Below are 22,238 nucleotides of genomic sequence, written 5' to 3' on the forward strand. Positions count from 1 at the left end.
TCAGGTGCGGGTGGGGCCGGTCGCCAGCTGGTTCAGGAACCACCGGTGGCCGAACGGGTCGCGGAACACTGCCACCCGTCCCGCCGGTGGGCTGTCCTCGGGGCCGCGGTCGAGAGTGGTGCCGGCCGCTGTCACGGCCGCGCAGGTCCGGTCGACATCCGAAACGGTCAGGTGCAAGGTCACCGCGGCACCGCGCTCGGGGAGCGGCGGCTCGCTGCCGCGGTCGGGAAAGGCGTCCGCCATCATCCAGCCGGCTCCGTCGAGCGCCAGCTCCACGTGCCCGACGCGGCCGTCCGGCATCACGATCGGCTCATGGGTCACCTCGGCCCCGAGCACGTCGACGTACCACTCGATCGCCGCCCGCGCGTCGGCCACGCACAGGTAGGGGGTCAGCTCGCTGGTCATGCGTCCACCATGGCCCATCGGCTCACGCGCGCGACAGAGCCCGCGCGAACCAGATCGTCCGATGGCTCCAGACGCCGTTGGGCCGGCGCTCACCGGAGCAGACGACGATCGCCACGCGGGGCGGGCCGTCCTCCTCGTAGTAGGGCCGGTACCCCTCCTCGACCGGCACCTCGATCCGCATGCTGACCTCGTAGCAGAGGGAGGAGCCGCCGCCCTCCACCATCAGCCGGTCGCCGAGGTGGAGCTCCTCGAGCAGCGCGTTGCCGAGCGCGCTCCCGTCCTCCCAGGTGTGGGTGTTGAGGAGGACGTTGCCGCGCCGGCTGCCGGGACGGATGCCGCCGAGGTCCCACGCGAGCTCGACCTTGTTGCTGATCGGCAGCACGCCGGTCACGCCGCGGGCGTCCCGGGGCACGCCGACGACCGCCGCGTCCGCGACGACGTCGTCGATGGTGACCGACTCCGGGGTGAACGGCCGCCGCGCCCCGCCCGCGCACTCCCCCGCCTCCTCGATCGAGGGTGCCGGAACGACCTCCAGCGCACCTGCGGGCGGTTCCGCCATCAGCGTGGGCTGCTCCTCGCCGTCCTCGGCCGCCAGCCACCAGGCCAGCACGCACGCCAGCAGCGCGACCGCGACGACGGCGGCGATCCAGCGGGTACGACGGGACACCGCTCCATTGTGGATGCACTGTCGGCGTCGCGTCCTACGCTCCGGCCATGGCGTACGACGAAGTCCTTGCCGCCCGGATCCGCGACCTGGTCGGCGGCGAGCCCCTGCTCACCGAGCAGAGGATGTTCGGCGGGCTCGCGTTTCTCATCGGCGGCAACATGGCCGTCGCCGCGAGCAGCACGGGCGGCATCCTGGTCCGGGTCGACCGCGACGAGGGCGAGCGCCTGGTCGCCACGACCCCGGCGTACCCGATGGAGATGCGCGGCCGCGAGATGTCCGGCTGGCTCCGCGTCGAGCCCGCCGACGTCGCTTCCGACGCCGCTCTCGCGGAGTGGGTGCGCCGCGGGGTCACCTTCGCGTCCGCCCTCCCGCCCAAGCAGCCCTGACCCGCCGAGCGAGGTACGGCGCCGTCACGCTCTCCTTCACCCCCACGATGTCCTGGGGGGTGCCGGTCGCGACGACCCTCCCACCGGCGTCGCCACCACCGGGCCCGAGGTCGATGACCCAGTCGGCGGTGGCGACGACGTCGAGGTCGTGCTCGACGAGGACGACGGTGTTGCCGGCGTCGACGAGGCGGTGCAGCAGGCGGAGCAGCAGGGCGGTGTCGGCGGGGTGGAGGCCGGAGGTCGGCTCGTCCAGCAGGTAGAGCGCGTGGCCGCGGTGGGCGCGCTGGAGCTCGGTCGCGAGCTTGATGCGCTGGGCCTCGCCCCCGCTGAGCTCGGTGGCGGGCTGCCCGAGCGGCAGGTAGCCCAGCCCGACCTCGCGCAGCGCCCGCAGGCTCCGGGCGGCGGCCGGAACGTCCTCGAGGAAGTCGGCGGCCTCGTCGACGGTGAGGCCGAGGACCTCGGCGATCGACAACCCCCGGTAGGTGATCTCGAGCGTCTCGGCGTCGTACCGCCGACCGTGGCAGGTCGGGCACGGTGCGTAGGTGCCGGGAAGGAAGAGCAGCTCGACGGAGACGAAGCCCTCGCCCTGACAGGTGTCGCACCGGCCCTCGGCCACGTTGAAGGAGAACCGGCCCGCGTCGTAGCCGCGCGCCTGCGCCTCTTTGGTCGTCGCGTAGAGCCGGCGGACGGCGTCGAACAGCCCCGTGTAGGTCGCGAGGTTCGACCGCGGCGTCCGGCCGATCGGGCGCTGGTCGACGAGCACCAGCCGGTCGAACGACTCCTGCGCCACCGGGTCCTCGGTGAGCACCTGGCTGACCAGCGTCGACTTGCCCGAGCCGGACACCCCGGTCACGGCGGTGAGCACGCACAGCGGGATGTCGACGGAGACGTCCCGCAGGTTGTGCCGCGACACCCCCTCGAGGCGCAGCCATCCCTGCGGGTCGCGGACCTCGTGTTGCAGTGGCTCGGCACGGCCGAAGAGGTGGGCGCCGGTGGCCGACTCCGCGACGTCCTCCAAGCCTGCGACCGGCCCGCTGTAGAGCACCCGGCCGCCGGCCGCGCCCGCACCGGGGCCGAGGTCGACGACCCAGTCCGCACGTCGCACCACGTCCAGGTCGTGCTCCACCACGAAGAGCGAGTTTCCGGAGGCCTTCAGCCGGTCCAGCACGTCGAGCAGCGGTGCCGCGTCCGCCGGGTGCAGCCCCGCCGACGGCTCGTCCAGCACGTAGACCACACCGAACAGCCCCGACCGCAGCTGGGTCGCGATCCGTAGCCGCTGCGCCTCACCGGGCGAGAGCGTGGTCGAGCTCCGTCCCAGGCTGAGGTAGCCCAGGCCGAGGTCGAGGAGGACCTCGATGCGCGTCACCAGGTCGGTGCAGATCCGCACCGCCACCTCCTGGGTCTCCTCCGGCAGCTCGGTGACGGGGCGGAGCAGCGCAGCCACCTCGGTGAGCGGCAGCTCCTTGAGCTCGCCGATCGAGCGGTCGACGAAGGTCACCGCCAGTGCCTCCGGGCGCAGCCCGCTGCCGTGGCAGTCGGGACACGGCGCGTCCCGCACGAACCGCAGTGCCCGCTCCCGTGACCGCTCGCTCTGGGAGTCGGCCAGCACGTGCAGGACGTGCTTGCGCGCGCTCCAGAACTTGCCGTAGTAGCCGTGGTCGACGCGTCCCTCCTCGGGCTCGACCAGCACCGAGGGCTGCTCGTCGGTGTAGAGCAGCCAGTCGCGGTCCTTCCTCCGGAGCCGCCGCCAGGGCCGGTCGATGTCGATCCCCAGGCCGGCCACGACGCTGCGGAGGTTGGCGCCCTGCCAGGCGCCCGGCCACGCGGCGATCGCGCCCTCGCGGATGCTCAGGGACGGGTCCGGGACGAGCAGGTCCTCGGCGACGTCATGCACCACACCGAGGCCGTGGCAGCGCGGGCACGCGCCCGCCACGGTGTTGGGCGAGAACGCCTCGGCCGGGAGCAGGTCGGCACCCGCTGGGTAGTCCCCCGCGCGGGAGTAGAGGATCCGCAGCAGGTTGGACAGCGTGGTGATGGTCCCGACCGACGATCGGGAGGTGGGTGCCCCTCGCCGCTGCTGCAGGGCCACCGCCGGGGGTAGCCCGCTGATCTCCTGCACGTGCGGCGCCCCGACCTGCTGCAGAAGCCGCCTGGCGTACGGCGCGACCGAGTCGAAGTAGCGACGCTGGGCCTCGGCGTACAACGTCCCGAACGCCAGCGAGGACTTACCCGACCCGGAGATGCCGGTGAACACCACCAGCGCGTCCCGCGGGATGTCGACGTCGACATTGCGCAGGTTGTGCTCGGTGGCGCCACGGACGCGAACGACGTCGTCGGTCCCTGCCGTCGTCAATCGCTTCCCCCGTCCGGACGTCGATCAGTGCGGGTCGACCTGTCGGTCTCCTTGGTCCGCTCACGGGCCAGCCGCGCGCGGCGGTCCTCCTCGCGCTTGGAGTACGCGGCGGCACGGATCGCATCGTCGGACTCCACCCCCGTGCCGAGAGCGCCTCCGACCGTCGCCGCCGACGCGATGAACCACGCCAGGACGAACAGGTCCCCGTAGCCCATCGACGCGTTGAGATAGCCGCCCATCACTGCCGGATCGAGGACGAAGAGCGCCCACAGGAGGTTTACGGCGTAGAGCGCGACGTAACAGATGAGTGACCCGAGAGTCAGCGTCAGGATCGTGGAGAGGTTGTAGAGGCGCGATCGCTCCCGTGCCTCCGCGGTGTCGTCGTTCGGGCGATCCCACAGCTCGCCGTCGACGATGATCCATCCCACGATCAGGGCGACCGAGGCGATGGTGGCGACCGCGAGACGCCACCACGACAAGGAGTCCGCGAGCAGCCACACGGTGGAGTTGATGGTGGCTACCGCGCCGGTGGCGAGGGCAGCGACGAGAGCCGACTTCAAGCCGGGCACCAGCAACCACGGCCGATTGGCGAGCACCATGCCCGACAGCAGTCGCCAACGGCCGCCGAAACGGGACAGCGGCACGCGGTGGTCGTCGCCTGGCTCGGCGCCGGCCATCGCGTGGACGAGCTTGCCGACAGCGCGCCGCGCGCGCCGCTGCATGCGCAGCCCGCCGAGCGCGGGCAGCGACAGCACCGCCCGTCGTTCTCGACGGTCGACGTCGACCAGCAGGTACCGGCCGTCGCTGTCGTGGAGGGGCAGCTCCGTCAGGCCGACCACGACGTCCCACCCGTGCCGACGCGCGTGGTCGTCGAGTCGCTCCAACGCGTCGTCGACGTCCTCGGACGCGAGGGTGAACGGCTCGCTCACCACCTCGACGTCCCAGTTCACGCGATCCTCGCTGTCCGGCGGGGTGAGGTCGGCCATCCGGCGGGCGAGGTCCGAGGGCGCGGCGGGATCTGCCATCAGTCCAACGCGGACGGGGGTCATCTGAGCACGTTCTTCACGGCGATCTCCTCAGATCGAGTGCAGCGTCAGGAAAGACACGCGCTCTGTCCAGTACCCGTCGACGCCGGAAGAACCGCAGCTCCTCGGAGGCGACGGTCATGTCGATGTGCATCTGCTGGCGGCGGCGCTCGCCGGGTCCGGCACGAAAGACGCCGCTCATCGGCATCCGGCAGACCGCGGCTCGGCGAGAGCGACGCGCGGGACGCCGGGGTGGATCGCTCAGCCGGCCCTGAGCGGTAGGCGGACCCGCACGGTGGTGCCGTCGGGGCTGCTGTCCAAGAAGATCTCGCCGCCATGCCGTTCCTCGATGATGCGGCGCGCGATGTCGAGCCCGAGGCCGGTCCCCTTGCCGACGTCCTTGGTGGTGTAGAAGGCCTCGAAGGCGCGCGCGACCACCTCGGGCGGCATGCCGCCACCGGTGTCGGCGATCTCGACCACGACAGCCTCCCCCTCGGCCGACGTCGAGACCCGCAGCGTCCCGATCCCCGGCATCACGTCGATGGCGTTGTCGAGCAAGTTCGTCCAGACCTGGTTGAGCTCACCGGGGTAACCGTCGATCGACGTCCCAGGGGCGTAGTCGCGCACCACCTCCAAGCCTGGGTGCAGCTTGTGGCCCAGCACGGTCAACGAGCTCTCCAGCCCCTCCCGCACGTCCACCCGCTGGCGAGCACTGCGGTCCATCTGGGAGTAGGACTTGACGGCGCCGACGAGATCCGAGATGCGGCGGGTCGACTCGCTCAGCTCGCCGAGCATCGCCCGTGCCGCCAGCGCGCCGGTCATCCAGGTCAGCGCCGCGGCCAGGCCGTCGCGCCCGGCCTCCGCGAGCACCCGCTCGCACCAAGCGGGGTCCGCGCCCGCGGCGGTCAGGGCCGGCGCGAGTCGCCAGCCGTCGCCGACGCCGTTGCCCTCGAGCCAGTCGGCGAGCTCGTCTTCCGCGTCCGCAGCAGCGATCGGGTCCCGGGCCACGGGCGCGGTGTCCAGCTCGTCGCGCAGCATCGCCAACCTCACCAGCCGCTCGCCGTCCGTCAGGGTGCTCGACAGCGTCGCGACCGACGCGGCCAGCTGCTCCACTGTCTCCGTGAGTGAGTCGACGGCGCGGGTGGCCGCAGCGGCCGGGTTGTTGATCTCGTGGGCGAGTCCCGCGGCCAGCGTCCCGAGAGCGACCAGCGACTCGCGCTGACGCGCGGTGGCCTCGACGCTTCGGATGGTGCGGGAGAGTCCGTCCATCAGGTGCACCCCGAGTGCGAACCAACGCTGGAGCAGCTCTCGCAACAGGGCAGCGTCCAAGCGCAGCATCCGAGTGTCCTCGGCGACCCTCCCCGTCACCAGGTAGACGCCGGTCTCGTCCCACGCCCGCAGCCCGCCGGCCCACATGCCGGGCGAACGCATGGCACCGATGGCGATCTCGTCGCGCCCGGTCAGGCGCACGAGGTCGACCGCGCCGTCCAGCAGCACCCACCACCCGTCTGCGGGCTCGCCCGCCGACCAGAGCACCTGCCCGGGCGCGGCAACGACCTCGATGGCGACGTCGAGCAGGTCCTGAAGGCGTCCGTCGTCCAGTCCCTCGAGCAACGGGAGCGCACGCAGCTCCTCGAGGGTGATCACGTCGTGGCCAGGTAGCGGTGGACCTGGTAGATCGCCATCGCCCCCTCTCCGACGGCCGACGCGACGCGTTTCATCGAGTCGAACCGGACGTCGCCTGCGGTGAAGACGCCCGGCACGCTGGTCTCCAGCCCGAACGGTGGGCGCTCCAACGGCCACCGTTCGGGAGCCACGCGCACCAGGTCCTGACCGGTCACCACGAAACCGTGCTGGTCACGCACGACGTCGTCTCCTAGCCAGTCGGTACGCGGCGAGGCTCCGATGAAGACGAACATCCACGTCGCGAGCACGTCCTCCTCCTGTCCGGTTGCACGATCGACGAGCGTCAGCGACTCCAGGTGGCCATCGCCGTGGGCAGCACCGACCTCGGTCTGCAGCCGGACCTCGATCGTCGGCTCGGACAGGATGCGCGTCACGAGGTACTGCGACATCGACGCCTCGAGCGAGGGTCCCCGCACCAGCAAAGTCACTCGTTTGGCGAACTTCGAGAGGTTGAGTGCCGCCTGGCCGGCGGAGTTGGCGGCTCCGACGACGAAGACCTCGTCGCCACTGCACTGGGCGGCGTCGGTCGCGTTGGCGCCGTAGTAGATGCCGCGGCCGGTCAGCTCGTCGACACCGTCGGCCACGAGACGCCGGTAGGAGACGCCAGTGCACACGATGACCGCCCGAGCCTCGATCTCCACGTCACCCGCCGTGAGCACCGCGTGCACCGGACCCCGGGCCTCGTGCGCCACGACCTCCCGCGGGAGGACCAGCTCGGCGCCGAACCGGCCGACCTGGGCGCGGGCCCGCTGGGTGAGGTCGGCACCGCTGAGGCCCTTCGGGAATCCGAGGTAGTTCTCGATCGCAGCGCTCGTCCCGGCCTGCCCGCCGGCGGCCTCCCGCTCCACCAGGACGGTGCTGAGCCCTTCCGAAGCCGCATAGACGGCGGCGGCGAGGCCGGCGGGTCCGGCGCCGACGATGCAGACGTCGTAGAGCGTCTGTTCGGCCCGGGTGCGCAGTCCGAGCGCGTCGGCGAGGGCCAAGGTGGTCGGTGCTCGCAGCACCCCACCATCGGAGGGGAGCAGCACCAAGGGCAGCTCGTCAGGTCGCGCACCTGCGAGCTCGACCAGCTGGAGGGCATCACCGTCGACGTCGACGTCGAGCCACCGGTAAGGCACGTGGTTGAGCGCCAGGAAGGTCTTGACCTCGTGGCTGCGGTCGGACCATCGGTGGCCGACCACCCGCACCTCGCTGGTCCGGTCGGGGTGCTCGCGGACCCATCCGTCGAGGAGGTCGTCGAGCATCGGGTAGAGACGTTCGGGCGGCGGGTCCCACGGCTTCATCAGGTACCGGTCCAGGCCGATGTCGTTGATGGCGGTGATCGCGACCTCGGTGTCGGCATACGCGGTCAGCAGCACGAGCTTGGCCTCGGGCGCCAACCGACGTGCCTCGGCCAGCACCTCGATGCCGGTCATCTCCGGCATCTTCTGGTCCGCCACGATGAGGGCGACCGGGTCGTCCCGTAGCGCCAGCTGTTCCAGCGCCTCCAACGCCTGGGGCCCGAACCGGCGCGCACGATCCGGAACCGGTCTCCGTACTCCCGGCGCAGGTCCCTGCCGATCGCTGCGGACACACTGGCATCGTCATCGACGGTCAGGATCGTTGCTTTCCCCACGTCTGCTCCCGGAACTCGGCGTCCGGAGGAGTATTGCCGCCGCCGAGGTCCCGCGTCCCGCGAATCCGCGCCCTCCCCTCGATATCAGCGCGCCGAGATCGAGCCGGGGCGGCTGGAGGCCATCGAGGTCACTTCACGAACACGCAGAACGGGTGACCCGCCGGGTCGGCCAGCACGTAGAGGGGCTCGTCCTCGTCGTCGGTGCGGTCCAGCAGCACCTTGGCACCGAGCAGCTCGGCCCGGGCCTTGTTCCACTCCAGCTCCTCGACGTCAGCGACGGTCATGTCGACGTGAAGCTGCATCGGGACGTCGGGATCGGGCCAGGTCGTCGGTTCGAGCCGCTCGACCTTCTGGAACGCCAGCATCCGGTGGCCGTTGGCGCCGACGATCACCAGCCAGTCCGGGTCGTCGCGCGAGCCGTCTTCGGGCGGCTCGTCGCCGGCGCGGTACTGGGCGCCGAGCAGCTCCCGGTAGAACTCCGCCAGACCGCGGCAGTCGGTGGTGTCGAGGACTGTCTGGCACAGCCGGGGGTACTCCATGTCGGGACCGTCCTCCCTGTCGGTGGCGTGCGCAAGGATGTGATGGTGGCGAAGTACCCCGAAGCGCTGAGCGGATTCAGCGAGCCCACCCGGACCTGGTTCCGGGCTGCGTTCGCGGAGCCGACGTCGGCGCAGGAGGGCGCCTGGAGCTCGATCGGAAGCGGCCACCACACGCTGGTGGTTGCCCCCACGGGGTCCGGCAAGACGCTGAGCGCGTTCCTCGCCTCGATCGACCGGTTGCTGACGACGCCCACGCCCGAGGACAAGACCAAGCGCACGAGGGTGCTCTACGTCTCCCCGCTCAAGGCGCTCGCCGTCGACGTCGAGCGCAACCTGCGGGCACCGCTCATCGGCATCCGGCAGACGGCCGAGCGGCTCGGCGAGACCGACGTGCGGGACGTCCGGGTCGGCATCCGCTCCGGCGACACGCCGGCCAACGAGCGCCGTACCCTCACGACCCGGCCGCCCGACATCCTCATCACCACCCCCGAGTCGCTGTTCCTCATGCTGACCAGCCGCGCCCGGGAGTCGCTCCAGGGCGTGGAGACGGTCATCGTCGACGAGGTGCACGCCGTCGCCGGCACCAAGCGCGGCGCCCACCTCGCGATCACCCTCGAGCGGCTCGACGCACTGCTCGCGAAGCCTGCGCAGCGCATCGGCCTGTCCGCGACGGTGCGCCCCACCGAGGAGGTCGCCCGGTTCCTCGGCGGTCACGCCCCGGTCGAGATCGTCGCCCCGCCGGCCCACAAGGAGTGGGACCTCGAGGTGGTCGTGCCGGTCGAGGACATGACCGAGCCCGACGGCGGCCGTCCCGAGGTGGAGGAGTACGACGAGCTCGGCGAGTCCGTCGACCGGCGCCGGGCCAGCATCTGGCCCCATGTCGAGGAGCGGGTCGCCCAGCTGATCGGTGAGCACCGCTCGACGATCGTCTTCGCCAACTCCCGCCGCACCGCCGAGCGGCTGACGGCGCGGCTCAACGAGATCGCCACCGGGGACTCCGCCGACGACGTGGCTCCCCCCGCGCAGATCCTCGCCCAGTCCGGCGCCTCGGCCGGCGCGGCGGCACTGATGGCCAAGGCCCACCACGGCTCGGTGTCGAAGGAGCAGCGCGCCCAGATCGAGGACGACCTCAAGGCCGGCCGGCTGCCGGCGGTGGTCGCGACCAGCAGCCTCGAGCTCGGCATCGACATGGGCGCGGTCGACCAGGTCCTCCAGATCGCCTCGCCGCCCAGCGTGGCGAGCGCCCTGCAGCGCGTCGGCCGTGCCGGCCACCAGGTCGGCGAGACCTCCAAGGGCGTGTTCTTCCCCCAGCACCGGGGCGACCTCGCCCCGGCGGCGGTCTCGGTCGCGCGGATGCGCACCGGCGGCATCGAGGCGCTGCGTGTCCCGGCCAACCCGCTCGACGTCCTCGCGCAGCAGGTCGTCGCCGCGACCGCCCTCGACGAGTGGGACGTCGACGAGCTCTACGACACGATCCGCCAGGCGGCGCCGTACAACGGTCTCCCGCGCTCGGCCTACGAAGCCGTCCTCGACCTGCTGGCCGGCCGCTACCCGAGCGACGAGTTCGCCGAGCTGCGGCCGCGGATCACCTGGGACCGGGTCACCGGGACGATCGCCGGCCGGCCCGGCGCACAACGGCTCGCGGTCACCAGCGGCGGCACCATCCCCGACCGCGGGCTCTACGGCGTCTTCCTCGTCGGCGAGGGCACCGGCCGCCGGGTCGGCGAGCTCGACGAGGAGATGGTCTACGAGAGCCGGGTCGGCGACGTGTTCGCGCTCGGCGCCACCAGCTGGCGCATCGAGGACATCACCCACGACCGGGTGCTCGTCTCGCCCGCCCCGGGGGTCCCGGGACGGCTGCCGTTCTGGAAGGGCGACACCCTCGGCCGTCCCGCCGAGCTCGGCGAGGCCGTCGGCGCGTTCAACCGCGAGCTGGCCGGCCTCCCCGACCAGAAGGCTCGCGACCGCGTGCGCGAGGTCGGCCTCGACGACAACGCCGCGAGCAACCTGGTGACCTACGTCCGCGAGCAGGCCGAGGCCACTCGCCTGCTCCCGAGCGACACCACGCTGCTGGTCGAGCGGTTCCGCGACGAGCTCGGCGACTGGCGCCTGGTGCTCCACTCCCCCTACGGCACCGCGGTCCACGCGCCGTGGGCGCTGGCGATCAACGCCCGGCTGCGCGAGCGCTACGGCCTGGCCGGCCAGGGCAGCCAGGCGATCGCCTCCGACGACGGCATCGTGATCCGGATCCCCGACACCGACGCCGAGCCCCCCGGTGCCGACCTGGTGGTGTTCGAGCCCGACGAGATCGACGAGATCGTGACCCGCGAGGTCGGCGGCTCCGCGCTCTTCGCCAGCCGGTTCCGTGAGTGCGCGGGCCGCGCGCTGCTGCTGCCGCGTCGCGACCCCGGCCGCCGCAGCCCGCTGTGGCAGCAGCGCCAGCGCGCGGCGGCGCTGCTCGAGGTCGCCGCCCGCTACCCGTCCTTCCCCATCGTGCTCGAGACGGTCCGCGAGGTCCTCAACGACGTCTACGACCTGCCCAGCCTCACCTCCCTGCTGACCCGCGTGCAGCAGCGCGAGATCACCGTCACCGACATCGAGACCACCTCGCCGTCGCCGTTCGCGCGGACCCTGCTGTTCGGCTACGTCGCGCAGTTCGTCTACGAGGGCGACTCCCCCATCGCCGAGCGCCGCGCCGCCGCGCTCACGCTCGACCAGGGACTGCTGGCCGAGCTGCTCGGTCGCGCCGAGCTCCGCGAGCTGCTCGACCCCGACGTGCTCGCCGAGGTCGAGGCCGAGCTCCAGCGGGTCGCCCCCGACCGGCGGGCGCGCGACGCCGAGGGCATGGTCGACCTGCTCCGCCTGCTCGGACCACTCACCCTCGACGAGGCCGTCGCCCGCGCCGTGCCCGACGCTCCCGTCGCCGACTGGCTGAGCGACCTCGCGGCCACCCGTCGGGTCGTCGAGGTCCGCATGACGTACGGCGACGCCTGGGCCGTCGTCGAGGACGTCGCCCGGCTCCGCGACGGGCTGGGTGTGCCCGTCCCGCCAGGCACCCCCGCGGCGTTCACCGAGCCGGTCGACGACCCCCTGGGCGACCTGGTCGCCCGCTACGCCCGCACCCACGGCCCGTTCACCGACCGTCAGGTCGCCGAGCGGCTCGGGCTCGGCATCGCCCCCGTCCGCCACACCCTGCAGCGGCTCGAGGGCCAGGGCCGGGTGCTCACCGGCGAGTTCCGCCCGACCGGCGTCGGGGACGAGTGGTGCGACGCCGAGGTGCTGCGCCGGCTGCGACGCCGCTCGCTGGCCAAGCTGCGCCAGGAGATCGAGCCGGTCGAGCCGGTCGCCCTCGCCCGCTTCTCCTCCGCCTGGCAGCAGGTCTCGACAAGCTCGACCACCGGCGGGAGCCGCGGTCTCCGCGGCGTGGACGGCGTGGTCCGCGCGGTCGAGCAGCTGGCCGGCGCCCCGGTGCCGGCGTCGGCGCTCGAGCCGCTGGTGCTCGCGGCGCGGGTCCGCGACTACGAGCCGGCCTACCTCGACGAGCTGACCGCCACCGGCGAGGTCGTGTGGGCCGGTCACGGCGCGCTGCCCGGCAGCGACGGCTGGGTCTCCCTTCACCTCGCCGACCAGGCGCCATTGACCCTGCCCGACCCGCAGACCGACATCGACGACGAGCTCCAGCGCCAGGTGCTGGCCGCGCTCGCACCCGGCGGTGCCTGGTTCTTCCGCCAGCTCAGCGACTCGATCGGCAGCAAGAGCGACGCCGCGCTGAGTGCCGCGCTCTGGGAGCTGGTCTGGGCGGGCCGCGTCAGCAACGACACCCTCGCGCCGCTCCGCTCCCTGACCAGCTCCGGACGTCCTGCGCACCGCACCCGCCGGGCCGCGCCGCGGCCCGGTCGCGTCGCCCGCTCCGGTCCACCCGAGACCGCCGGTCGGTGGGCACTGCTGCCCGCGATCGACACCGACCCGACCCGGAGGGCCCACGCCACGGCCGAGCGGCTGCTCGACCGGCACGGCGTGGTGACCCGCGGTGCGGTGCAGAGCGAGCGCGTCCCGGGCGGCTTCGCAGCCGTCTACCGCGTGCTCGCCGCGTTCGAGGAGACCGGCCGCTGCCGTCGGGGGTACTTCGTCGAGGGCCTCGGTGCCGCCCAGTTCGGAACCGCGGGCTCGATCGACCGGCTGCGCACCTTCGCCTCGGTCTCCGAGCACGACAAGCCGGTCGCCGTCGCACTCGCCGCGACCGACCCGGCCAACCCCTACGGCGCCGCCCTCCCCTGGCCGGCCGCCACTAGCTCCACCGAGGACGGCGCGAGCGGGCACCGGCCCGGCCGCAAGGCGGGGGCGCTCGTCGTACTCGTCGACGGGGCCCTGGTCCTCTACGTCGAGCGCGGCGGTCGCACGCTGCTCACCTGGACCGACGACCCCGACCGGCTCGGCCCGGCTGCGGAGGCGCTCTCCACCGCGGTCCGGCGCGGCACCCTCGGCCGGCTGACCGTCGAGAAGGCCGACGGCGCCCCTCTGCTCGGATCCGGTCCGAGCGCGCTGCGCGCGGCGCTCGACGCCGCCGGCTTCGTCGCCACCCCGCGCGGGCTGCGGATGCGGGGCTAGCGGTGCCTGAGGGCGATGCCGTCTACCTCACCGCGCGCCGGCTCGACCGCGGGCTCAAGGGCAAGGTGCTCACGGCCAGCGACTTCCGCTGGCCGTCGCTCGCGACCGTCGACCTGACCGGCGCGACCGTGCTCGGCACCGGCACGCACGGCAAGCACCTGCTGACCCGGCTCGAGCACGACGGCACGCCGCTGACGCTGCACACCCACCTGAAGATGGAGGGCGTGTGGCGGGTGCTCGACAAGGGCCGCCGGTGGCCGCGGCCGGCTCACCAGGCCCGGGTGGTGCTCCGGGTGGAGGGCACGGAGGCCGTCGGGTTCTCGCTCGGCCTGGTCGAGCTGTTCCCGACCGCGGACGAGGAGGGCGTCATCGGTCACCTCGGCCCGGACCTGATGGCCGAGGACTTCGACGAGGGCGAGGCTCTCCGCCGCCTCCTGGAACGGCCGGACCGGCCGCTGGGCGAGGCGCTGCTGGACCAGACGGTCGTCGCCGGCATCGGCACCATCTACCTCGCCGAGACCTGCTTCCTCCAGGGTGCCCACCCGCTGGCCGCGGTCAGCGCCGTGAGGGACCCCGCCCGCCTGCTCCGCCGCGCCCACCTGCTGCTCCGCAACGGCGTCTACTACGGCCGCCCCACCACCGCCGGCGAGCGCAAGGGCACTGTCTGGGTCTTCCGCCGCACCCGTCAGTCCTGCCTGCGCTGCGGCACCCCGATCGAGGCCGGCAACGTCGGCGAGGAGGGCCGCGAGCGCACGACGTACTGGTGCCCCCGCTGCCAGCCGCGCGACCCGGTCGCAACCTGAGAGTCCCCTGTGACCCCGCTCGCACCGGGAACGTGCCACCGCGGGGCGGCGTTGAACCGGACGTGGAGCACAAGCACTTCAACGGACTGAAGACCACCCTGCTGTTCGCGGCCATCATCGGGCTGCTGCTGGCCGTGGGTGGGACGATCGCGGCCGCGACCGGCAACGCCCTCTTCATCTGGGTCTTCGCGCTGATCGGCGTGGGAATGACCGCCTACGGCTACTGGAACTCCGACAAGCTGGCGATCCGTGCCATGCACGCCCGGCCGGTGACCGAGCAGGAGCAGCCGGCGATGTACCGCATCGTCCGCGAGCTCTCGACGAAGGCGGGCAAGCCGATGCCGCGGCTGTACGTGTCGCCGACGGCGGCGCCCAACGCGTTCGCCACCGGCCGCAACCCCGAGCACGCGGCGGTGTGCGCGACGGAGGGCATCCTCCAGCTGCTCGACGAGCGGGAGCTGCGCGGCGTGCTCGGTCACGAGCTGATGCACGTCTACAACCGCGACATCCTCACCTCGTCGGTCGCGGCGGCGGTGGCCGGCGTGATCAGCTCGATCGGCCAGTTCCTCGCGTTCACGTCGATCTTCGGCGGCGGCTCCGACGAGGACCGCCCCAACCCGCTCGCGATGATCGCGATGGCGCTGCTCGCCCCGTTCGCGGCCACGGTGATCCAGCTGGCGATCAGCCGCACCCGGGAGTACGACGCCGACGAGGACGGCGCCCGGCTCACCGGCGACCCGCTCGCGCTGGCCTCGGCGCTGCGCAAGCTCGAGCACGGCACCCAGCGGGCCCCGCTGCCGCCGACCCAGAAGCTGCAGAACGCCAGCCACCTGATGATCGCGAACCCGTTCCGCGCCCAGGACGTGTCGCGACTGTTCTCGACCCACCCGCCGATGGCGGAGCGGATCGCGCGGCTCGAGACCGCCGCTCTCCGCCCGGTCGTCGGGCCCTCGGTCGTCGAGTAGTCCGAGCCGCTGGGCGAGGACGTATCGAGACGCCCGCACCCGCCCGGGTCGTCGAGCCCTCGGTCGTCGAGTGGTCCGAGCCGCTGGGCGAGGACGTATCGAGACGCCGCTCTCCGCCCGGTCATCGAGCCCTCGGTCGTCGAGTAGTCCGAGCCGCTGGGCGAGGACGTATCGAGACGCCCGCACCCGACCGGTCGTCGAGCCCTCGGTCGTCGAGTAGTCCGAGCCGCTAGGCGAGGACGTATCGAGACGCCCGCACCCGACCGCTCACCGCTAGGCAGCGGAGGCGACGACCTCTTCGGCCCGCAGCGGCGCGATCGACGCGGGCACCAGCGTGCCCTCCTCGACGGCGACGGCGTCGGCGACGTTGCGCAGCACCTCGGACAGGGGCACCTCGAGAGCCTCGCACAGCGAGGCGAGCAGCTCGGAGGAGGCTTCCTTCTGGCCGCGCTCGATCTCGGAGATGTAGCCCAGGCTGACCCGGGCGACGCCGGAGACCTCCCGCAGCGTCAGACCCAGCTCGGAGCGGCGCTCGCGCAACACGTCACCGAGCATCCGGCGGAACAGTGCCATGGCGGTCTCCCCTCTCGATCCGACTCTGGCCCCAACGCTACCGGAGCCGTGGATGTTCCGGTGCCCCGACCGGCCCGGGTTCATCCTCGTGGCTGAATCATCCCCGGATCATGCCAGTGAGTGCCGACAGTGCGCCGTCGACCGCCGCGGCCTGGATCGCGGCCCGGTCACCGGTCAGCGCGAGCCGCACGACCTCGGTCCCCACGGGCCCGGCGACCGCCACGAAGACGGTGCCGACCGGCTGCCCGTCCTGGGTGTCCGGACCTGCGACACCCGTCGTGCTGACGCCGTACGACGTGCGCAGCAGGCCGCGCACGCCCTCGGCCATCGCCCGGGCGCACTGCGCGGAGACGACTCCGTGGGCGGCCACCAGGTCCTCCGGCACGCCGAGCAGCGAGATCTTCACCTCGGTCGCATAGCTGACGACTCCCCCGGCGTAGACCGCCGAGGCGCCCGCGACGGCCGTGATCCGGGCGGCGAGCTGCCCACCGGTGAGCGACTCCGCCGTCGCGATCGTCGCGCCCTCCTCACGAAGGCGCGAGATCGCAACGGCGGCGTCACTCACTCGGCAGCTCCTACTTCTTGAAGATCCGGACCACCTTCTTGATCTGGGTCTGCTTGAGCTGCTTGCTGCCCAGGTACTTGACGGTCAGCGTCTTCTTGCCGGCCGACGAGAACTTCGGCAACGTGATCGTTACCTTGCCGTCCTTGAGCTTCGCGGTGATCGCCTTGAAGCCCTTGCCGGTGATCTTGACCTTGCCGGCCACCATGATCCCGTCGGCGCTGGTGACCTTGACCGGCACCTTCACCTTGGTCCTGCCCTTGACCGGGTGGGCGGGCCGCGAGCCGGCCGTGACCGTCGCGGTGCCCTTGTTGACCCAGACGGCGACGCGCGCCACGGTGCCGGTGTCCTTGCCGACCAGCCGCAGCGTCGTCAGGCCCGCCGGGGTGTTGGCCGGCAGGTCGACGTCGACGGTGGCCTTCCCGGTGTTGTCGTAGACCTCGTCGGTGACGGTGTTGTCGAGGGCCGCGGAGCCGAGCAGCTTGTTGCCCAGCCGGACCTCGACCTCGGTGTCCTTGACGTCCTGGGGGTGCGACATCGAGAACGACTCGATGTCGAGGGTCAGCGACCCACCCGGGAGCACCGGCGAGACCGGTGCCACCTCGACCGCGCGCTGGCTGTAGTCGACCGGCAGCGGGGCCTCGGCCGTCTTCTCGGCCATGTAGTCGACCATCGCCTGCAGGTCGGTCACGCCCCACTGGGCCTGGCCCTTTGCCTGGGCGAAGGTGCGGAAGTTGTCGCCGCCCGAGGCCAGGAACGCGTTCGCGGTGACCGAGTACGACTCCTTCGGGTCGATCGCGACACCGTTCAGCCACATGCCGGTCACCTCACCCTCGAAGGTGTCGACCGTGCCGGTGGCCGGCGGCGCCGCAGGCACCTGGACCGGGGTCTCCACGTAGGTGTAGGTGAAGCCCTTCGACACGCCGAGCCGCAGGAAGGGACGCGAGGGCAGGTTGCCGTTCGAGTCGCGCTGCCACTGCTCCTCCAGGACCTCCTCGATCTGGGCTCCGGTCATGTCCATGTTGGTCAGGCCGTTCGCGAACGGCTGCACGGTGGCGGCGTTGCGATAGGTCAGCTCGCGGACGTCGCCGTTGAGGGCGCCGACCATGTCTGCCCGGAGGCCGCCGGGGTTCATGAACGCGATCTCTGCGCCACCCTGCTCCTCCGGCGTCTCGGCGCGCTGCACCTCGGCGACCAGGTTGCCCAGCGTCGACTCGCCACCACGGTTGTCGGTGGTGCCGTTGGACAGCTTCGCCCGGTAGAACGGGGCACCGATCTCACCCAGCACCTGGGCGCCGATCGGCGCCGCGAACTCGATCGCGTCGTGAACGATCGAGACCACCGCCGGGTCCTCCGGGAACGCTCCCTCGGTCAGCGCCACGATCTCCTGGGTCTTGGCGGCGACCGTGTCGGTCTCGCGGTCGTAGGTGAACACGAGCTTGTTGAGGTTCTGGCCGTACTGACCGGACGAGACGACCGGGCGGTCCGTGACCGCACGACCCTCGGTGACCCACTCGTCCACGGGGAACGAGCAGTTGTAGGCCAGGTGGGTGTGGCCGGAGATGATCGCGTCCACGTCGGCCGAGGTGTTCTGGGTGATGTTGCCCCAGACCGTGTTCGGGTCGGTGAAGCTCGGCGAGGAGCAGGACGTCGACGACGAGCCCTCGTGCACCAGGAGGAACACCATGTCGGCGCCACCGGCCTTCAGGTCGGCCGCCGCCGCGTTGGTCGCGGCGACGATGTCGGTCACCGTGACGCCGGCGATGCCGGCCGGCGACACCAGCGCCGGGAGCTCCTGGGTCACGGCGCCGACGAAGCCGAGCTCGACGCCGTCGACGGTCTTGGTCCAGGTCTCGGCGAGGTCGTCACGACCCGCCGGCTCCTCGACGTTCGCGCCGATGTACTCCCAGGCGGCCCGGTCCTGGACCCGGCCCACCAGGTCCTCGTAGCCCTGGTCGAACTCGTGGTTGCCCACGGCGGACACCTCGAGACCGGCCTCGTTCAGCGCATCGATCGTCGGCTCGTCGTCCTGGACGAACGACTCGAACGTCGAGGCTCCGATGAGGTCACCCGCGGCGGCGAACACCGTGTTCGGGTTGTCAGCCCGCATCGACTTCACCGCGCTCGAGAGCACGGCTGCCGGGCAGGTGTAGTCGTCGCAGTCCTGGTCCACCGGCGCCTCGTCACGAACGAGCCGCCCATGGAAGTCGTTGGTCCCCAGGATCTGGATGTCGGTCGGGTCGGCCGCGTGGGACGCGGCCGGGGTCGCGAGCTGCAGACCGGTGACCGCCAGTCCGAGCCCCAGTCCTCCGACGAGGACCTGCTTCGGTGAACGCATGTCGCCTACTTCCTCACTCTCACGGTTGCTGTACCGGTGCCGCTCTTCACGTTGTCGTCTCCCTCGTAGGTGATGGTGACCGAGTACGGCGTCGCTGCCACCGGGAGGACGTTCTTCGGGATCGTCACGTTGGCGATCCCGTTGGTGTTGAGGTTCGCGGTCCCGAGGACCGTGTCCCCACGCTCGACGGTCACCGTGCCGGTCGCCTTGACGTTCGGCGCCGCGACCCGGACCCGCATGACGGCGGTCCTGCCGAGTTTCTGGGTCACATTGGTGCCGCGAACCGTCGGCGTGGCCTTCTGCACGGTCAGCGTCGACGTGCCGGTGGCCGGCGGGACGTTGGCGTCACCCGAGTAGGCGATGGTCACAGTGTGCACGCCGGCTGGCAGCTTCTTCGGCGGGATCGGCACCCGTGCCTGACCGCGACCCAGCGCCTTGCTGCCGAGCGTCACCCCACCCGAGGTCAGCACGACCCGGCCCTTCGGGACTACCCCGTCCGGTGCGGTCACCTTGACCACCATGATCGCGGGCTTGCCGTAGACCACGGTGACCGGCGCTGCTGTCACGGTCGCCGACGCGGGCGCCTCGGTCACCGTGATCGTGGCCGTGCCCGTGGCCGGGTTGACCGCCTCGTCGCCGGAGTAGCTGATCGTCACCGTGGAGGTGCCGACCGGGAGCGAGCCGGGCGTGATCGCCACGTCGGCCTCCCCGCCCACCAGGGTCGCGGACCCGATCGGGTTGCCGCCGGACGTCACCGTCACCTCGCCGGTCGGCACCGGGCCACCATCGGTGGAGACGGTCACGTGCATCGAGGCAGCGCTGCCGTGGACCACGGTGACGTCCGAGCCGGTGACGGTCGCGTCCACAGTGGTGTCGGGGATGCCGATCCCGACGATCTCCGGGTTGTGGTCCGAGGCGCTGAACGGCGCCTCGGAGTACAGCTGGGCCGCGTTGTAGTTGTAGCGGCTGTACTGGTTGAAGACCGTCTCGTTGGAGTTGATCTCCCAGATGTCGACCCCGGCGACCTGCTCGGTGGCGGCGGCGTTGCCGAGCACGTGGTCGAGCGAGCCGACCTGGCCGTCGAAGTTGTAGGACCACTCGCCCTCGGGCGCGAGGTTCTCGTAGCCCGCGCCGTAGAGGACCTGCATCGGGTCCTCCTGCGAGTAGGCGTTGAAGTCACCGGTCAGGAACACCGCCTCCACGCCGCGAGCCGCGGCGAGGTCGTCGGCGTACTCCGCGAGCGCCTCTGCCTGGGCGATCCGGTCCGGGTTGGCGTTGCCCTGGCCGGTGCCGTCGTTGATCCCCGAGCCCTTCGACTTGAAGTGGTTGGCGATGACGAGGAACTCCTCGTCCGCGGTGCCACCGAGCGGCTTGAAGACCGCAGCGAACGGCTCGCGAGCGTTGTCGAAGGCAGGCTCGTCGAAGAGCATGTCGGCGGCGCCGACCGTCTCGACCGTGGCGGGCTTGTAGATCATGCCCTGCCGGATGACGTCCTGCTCGGCGATGTTGCCCGGCAGCGACGCCGACGCGGGCGACTCGACGTAGTCCCAGGTGCCGGCACCGGCGTCCTCGTTCAGCGCGTCCACCAGCGTCGAGAGCGCCTCGTCCCGGTCGTGACCGTCGACGACCAGGCTGTTCTCGATCTCCTCGAGCGCGATCACGTCGGCGTCGAGGGCGTTGATCGCGTTGACGATCTTGGCCTCCTGACGCGCGAAGCTCGCCTCGGTCCAGGCGCCCCGCGCGTCGCAACCCGTGCGCACCGCGATCGGGTTCTCGTCGCGGTCGCGGTAGGGCTGGCAACCGGCGAGGTCCTCGCCGAGGGTGGTGAAGTAGTTGAGCACGTTGAACGTCGCGAGCTTGATGTCACCGGCGACCTCCTCGGGGGCCGACGGCCGGTCCTGCTCGAAGGTCACCAGCCCGGTGGGCTCCTCGACGACCTGCTCGACCGGCTGCACCTTCCAGCCGAAGCGGAAGTCGAGGATGACCGGCTGGTCGAACGTCACGTCCGCGCCGACGCGGACCTGGTGGTCCGGCGTGTAGTACGGGAACGGCGTGTCCTGGCCGCTCGCGTCGTTGGACGTGTTCCAGTACGTCGTGCTCGACCCGTCGTCGAGGACGACCCGGTGCGCGTTGTTGTAGGCCGTGCGAGCCGCGATCGCCGATGTTGCCTGGGCGTCGATGATCTCGGTCGGGGCGATCAGCGGGATCGTCGAGTTGGCGGCGAGGCCGATCTCGCCGACGAAGTTGTTGTTGATCGACTGCGGCGGGTTGTAGGCCGAGCCGTCGTACACGTCGGTGACGGTGAAGGCGCCGGTGGGCTGGAACGCCTCACCCTCGGACTTCTCCCGCGCCGCCTCCAGCGCCGCGCCGCTCAGGCAGCCGGTGCCGGGAAGCGCACAGTCGGTGCCGGGGATCACGGTCTTGGGCACCACGTCGCCGAGGTCGGCGACCTCCGTGACGGCGGTCGCCTCGATCTCGGTCAGGGTGCCGAACTCCTTGGCCACGCCGGTCACCTCGACCGAGTCGCCCGGGTCGAGCGTGCTCTCGTCGAAGCTCGGCCCGTAGACGAAGATCCCGTCCGAGGCGTTGGGCGTCGTGTCGGGACCCGGGGTCTGCAGGTAGAACCCGTTGAAGCCACCCGTCGGATAGGTCGCGGTGACCACACCGCGCGTGGTGACGGTCTGGTTGGCCATCGGGGTGGCGGCGCCGGTGCCCTGGATGTCCGCGATCGTCGTCGGCGCGGCGGGGTCCTTGACCGCGAGCGTGAACGAGACGTCGTCGGTCGCACCCTCGTCGTCGGTGACGACGGCGGTGATCGGGAACGCGCCCACCTCGGTGGGCGTGCCGGTGATCTCGCCGTCGGCCGACAGCTCCGTGCCCGCCGGCAGGTCGCTCTCGGTGGTCCACGTGTACGGCGGGGTCCCGCCCGCCGCCTGCAGGACGACCGGCGTCATCGCCTCGTCCACCGTCACCTCGACGTCGGGCTCGACGGTGGCAGCGAGCTCGCCGCCGGTGCCGCCGCCGTCGTAGCCGTTCGGGACGCCCTTGGTGTTCTCCACGGGCCCCGTCCAGGTGCCGTCCACCTGCCGCTGGAGCGTCTGGCCTGCCGGCGCGCTCGTCTGTGAGACGCCGATGTCGGTCGACGTCACACCGTTGGCCGGACCGCCGGAGCCGGTGGCCCCGCCCTCCCAGGTGAGGAACTCGACCAGCGTGCCGTTGTGGACCAGCGCGACGCCGTCGTTGCCGCCGTTCTGGAGCCCGTCGGTCGGGTAGTTGACGACCCCGGTGCCCCAGCCGTCGGCCTGGTCGGCCACGGTTCCGGTCAGCGCGTTGGAGGCAGCGGGCGAGGTGTAGACGGTGGCTGCCGACGGGGTCGTGCCGTTGTAGCGGACGATCGAGTACGCCGAGAGGTCGGTGCCGGCCGGCGCCGTGATCTCGACGAACTCACCAGTGTCGGTGCTGGCGTTGTCGTAGTGGATCTCGGAGATGAAAACCCCGCCGACAGCCTGGGCAGGTGCGGCGGGGAGAGCGAGGGTGAGACCGGTGAGGGCCACGGTGGACCCGAGGACTCCGGCCAGGGCGTTCTTCAACAGGGGCATGAGGCACTTTCCACGAGAAACGGCGCAACAGGGAGACTGCCCCGCAGGCCAGGAGGACCACGAGCAGAACTGGGGGAAGAGCCTCGACCCTAGGTGCGATCCGAGGGCCTTGCC

Annotated in this window: 15 protein-coding genes; 4 read left to right on the plus strand and 11 right to left on the minus strand. The window is 71.8% G+C overall.

All coding sequences use genetic code 11. The features are described 5' to 3' along the window. A complete protein-coding gene (locus tag DJ010_RS10895; RefSeq protein WP_109693695.1) occupies nucleotides 1-405 on the minus strand; it encodes a VOC family protein in 405 nt (134 codons plus the stop codon). Nucleotides 406-427: 22 nt separating this feature from the next. Then, a complete protein-coding gene (locus DJ010_RS10900) occupies nucleotides 428-1,072 on the minus strand; it encodes a class F sortase (protein ID WP_109693696.1) in 645 nt (214 codons plus the stop codon). A gap of 47 nt (nucleotides 1,073-1,119) precedes the next feature. On the opposite strand from DJ010_RS10900, the gene DJ010_RS10905 reads away from it, so the two are divergent. Beyond that, on the plus strand, nucleotides 1,120-1,458 hold the full coding sequence (locus tag DJ010_RS10905) for a TfoX/Sxy family protein (RefSeq protein WP_109693697.1): 339 nt from the start codon (nucleotides 1,120-1,122) through the stop codon (nucleotides 1,456-1,458). On the opposite strand, the gene DJ010_RS10910 is transcribed toward DJ010_RS10905, so the two are convergent. From DJ010_RS10910 to DJ010_RS10930, 5 genes are all read right to left on the minus strand, one after another. Next, nucleotides 1,421-3,811, minus strand: coding sequence for an ATP-binding cassette domain-containing protein (locus tag DJ010_RS10910; RefSeq protein ID WP_109693698.1), 2,391 nt, complete (start codon nucleotides 3,809-3,811; stop codon nucleotides 1,421-1,423). The two genes, DJ010_RS10905 and DJ010_RS10910, sit on opposite strands and share 38 nt — an antisense overlap. Continuing rightward, nucleotides 3,808-4,860 carry a hypothetical protein gene (locus DJ010_RS10915; protein WP_170124634.1) on the minus strand — a complete coding sequence of 351 codons (1,053 nt, stop codon included), beginning with the start codon at nucleotides 4,858-4,860 and terminating at the stop codon, nucleotides 3,808-3,810. Before DJ010_RS10915 ends, DJ010_RS10910 begins: the two co-directional genes overlap by 4 nt. Before the next feature lie 237 nt (nucleotides 4,861-5,097). Beyond that, the gene (locus DJ010_RS10920; protein ID WP_211318743.1) at nucleotides 5,098-6,483 is read right to left on the minus strand and encodes a sensor histidine kinase; all 1,386 of its coding nucleotides are present in this window, start codon (nucleotides 6,481-6,483) and stop codon (nucleotides 5,098-5,100) included. Beyond that, nucleotides 6,480-8,012, minus strand: coding sequence for an NAD(P)/FAD-dependent oxidoreductase (locus DJ010_RS10925; protein WP_245927437.1), 1,533 nt, complete (start codon nucleotides 8,010-8,012; stop codon nucleotides 6,480-6,482). Before DJ010_RS10925 ends, DJ010_RS10920 begins: the two co-directional genes overlap by 4 nt. Nucleotides 8,013-8,265: 253 nt before the next feature. Then, the gene (locus DJ010_RS10930; RefSeq protein ID WP_109693699.1) at nucleotides 8,266-8,676 is read right to left on the minus strand and encodes a VOC family protein; all 411 of its coding nucleotides are present in this window, start codon (nucleotides 8,674-8,676) and stop codon (nucleotides 8,266-8,268) included. A 42-nt stretch (nucleotides 8,677-8,718) separates the two neighbouring features. Here DJ010_RS10930 and DJ010_RS10935 point away from each other — a divergent pair, with 42 nt between their 5' ends. The 3 genes from DJ010_RS10935 (at nucleotide 8,719) to htpX (ending at nucleotide 15,052) form a co-directional block, all read left to right on the plus strand. After that, nucleotides 8,719-13,284, plus strand: a complete 4,566-nt coding sequence (locus DJ010_RS10935; protein WP_109693700.1) for an ATP-dependent helicase — start codon at nucleotides 8,719-8,721, stop codon at nucleotides 13,282-13,284. Nucleotides 13,285-13,286: 2 nt separating this feature from the next. Continuing rightward, nucleotides 13,287-14,087, plus strand: a complete 801-nt coding sequence (locus DJ010_RS10940; protein WP_109693701.1) for a DNA-formamidopyrimidine glycosylase family protein — start codon at nucleotides 13,287-13,289, stop codon at nucleotides 14,085-14,087. Between the two features lie 62 nt (nucleotides 14,088-14,149). Then, nucleotides 14,150-15,052 (plus strand): zinc metalloprotease HtpX, encoded by a 903-nt coding sequence (gene htpX / locus DJ010_RS10945; protein ID WP_109693702.1) that lies wholly within the window; start codon nucleotides 14,150-14,152, stop codon nucleotides 15,050-15,052. A gap of 273 nt (nucleotides 15,053-15,325) precedes the next feature. Here the strand turns inward: htpX and DJ010_RS10950 are convergent, their stop codons facing one another. The 4 genes from DJ010_RS10950 to DJ010_RS10965 all read right to left on the minus strand — a co-directional run bounded on the left by DJ010_RS10950 (nucleotide 15,326) and on the right by DJ010_RS10965 (nucleotide 22,124). Then, nucleotides 15,326-15,625 carry a helix-turn-helix domain-containing protein gene (locus DJ010_RS10950; RefSeq protein WP_109693703.1) on the minus strand — a complete coding sequence of 100 codons (300 nt, stop codon included), beginning with the start codon at nucleotides 15,623-15,625 and terminating at the stop codon, nucleotides 15,326-15,328. 97 nt (nucleotides 15,626-15,722) lie between these two features. Further along, entirely contained in the window at nucleotides 15,723-16,190 is a 468-nt protein-coding gene (locus tag DJ010_RS10955) for a CinA family protein (RefSeq protein WP_109693704.1), read from the minus strand. A gap of 10 nt (nucleotides 16,191-16,200) precedes the next feature. Then, a complete protein-coding gene (locus DJ010_RS10960; protein WP_109693705.1) occupies nucleotides 16,201-18,525 on the minus strand; it encodes a bifunctional metallophosphatase/5'-nucleotidase in 2,325 nt (774 codons plus the stop codon). Between the two features lie 5 nt (nucleotides 18,526-18,530). Further along, on the minus strand, nucleotides 18,531-22,124 hold the full coding sequence (locus tag DJ010_RS10965; protein WP_109693706.1) for an ExeM/NucH family extracellular endonuclease: 3,594 nt from the start codon (nucleotides 22,122-22,124) through the stop codon (nucleotides 18,531-18,533). Nucleotides 22,125-22,238 lie beyond the last annotated feature (114 nt).

This window comes from Nocardioides silvaticus (genome assembly GCF_003160695.1).
GTDB lineage: Bacteria > Actinomycetota > Actinomycetes > Propionibacteriales > Nocardioidaceae > Nocardioides > Nocardioides silvaticus.

Bases quoted from the DNA above. Each gene is read 5' to 3' on its own strand.
- DJ010_RS10965 (WP_109693706.1), bottom strand. From the start codon at position 22,124: ATGCCCCTGTTGAAGAACGCCCTGGCCGGAGTCCTCGGGTCCACCGTG.
- DJ010_RS10895 (WP_109693695.1), bottom strand. From the start codon at position 405: ATGACCAGCGAGCTGACCCCCTACCTGTGCGTGGCCGACGCGCGGGCG.
- DJ010_RS10930 (WP_109693699.1), bottom strand. From the start codon at position 8,676: ATGGAGTACCCCCGGCTGTGCCAGACAGTCCTCGACACCACCGACTGC.
- DJ010_RS10915 (WP_170124634.1), bottom strand. From the start codon at position 4,860: ATGACCCCCGTCCGCGTTGGACTGATGGCAGATCCCGCCGCGCCCTCG.
- DJ010_RS10905 (WP_109693697.1), top strand. From the start codon at position 1,120: ATGGCGTACGACGAAGTCCTTGCCGCCCGGATCCGCGACCTGGTCGGC.
- DJ010_RS10960 (WP_109693705.1), bottom strand. From the start codon at position 18,525: ATGCGTTCACCGAAGCAGGTCCTCGTCGGAGGACTGGGGCTCGGACTG.
- DJ010_RS10950 (WP_109693703.1), bottom strand. From the start codon at position 15,625: ATGGCACTGTTCCGCCGGATGCTCGGTGACGTGTTGCGCGAGCGCCGC.
- DJ010_RS10935 (WP_109693700.1), top strand. From the start codon at position 8,719: ATGGTGGCGAAGTACCCCGAAGCGCTGAGCGGATTCAGCGAGCCCACC.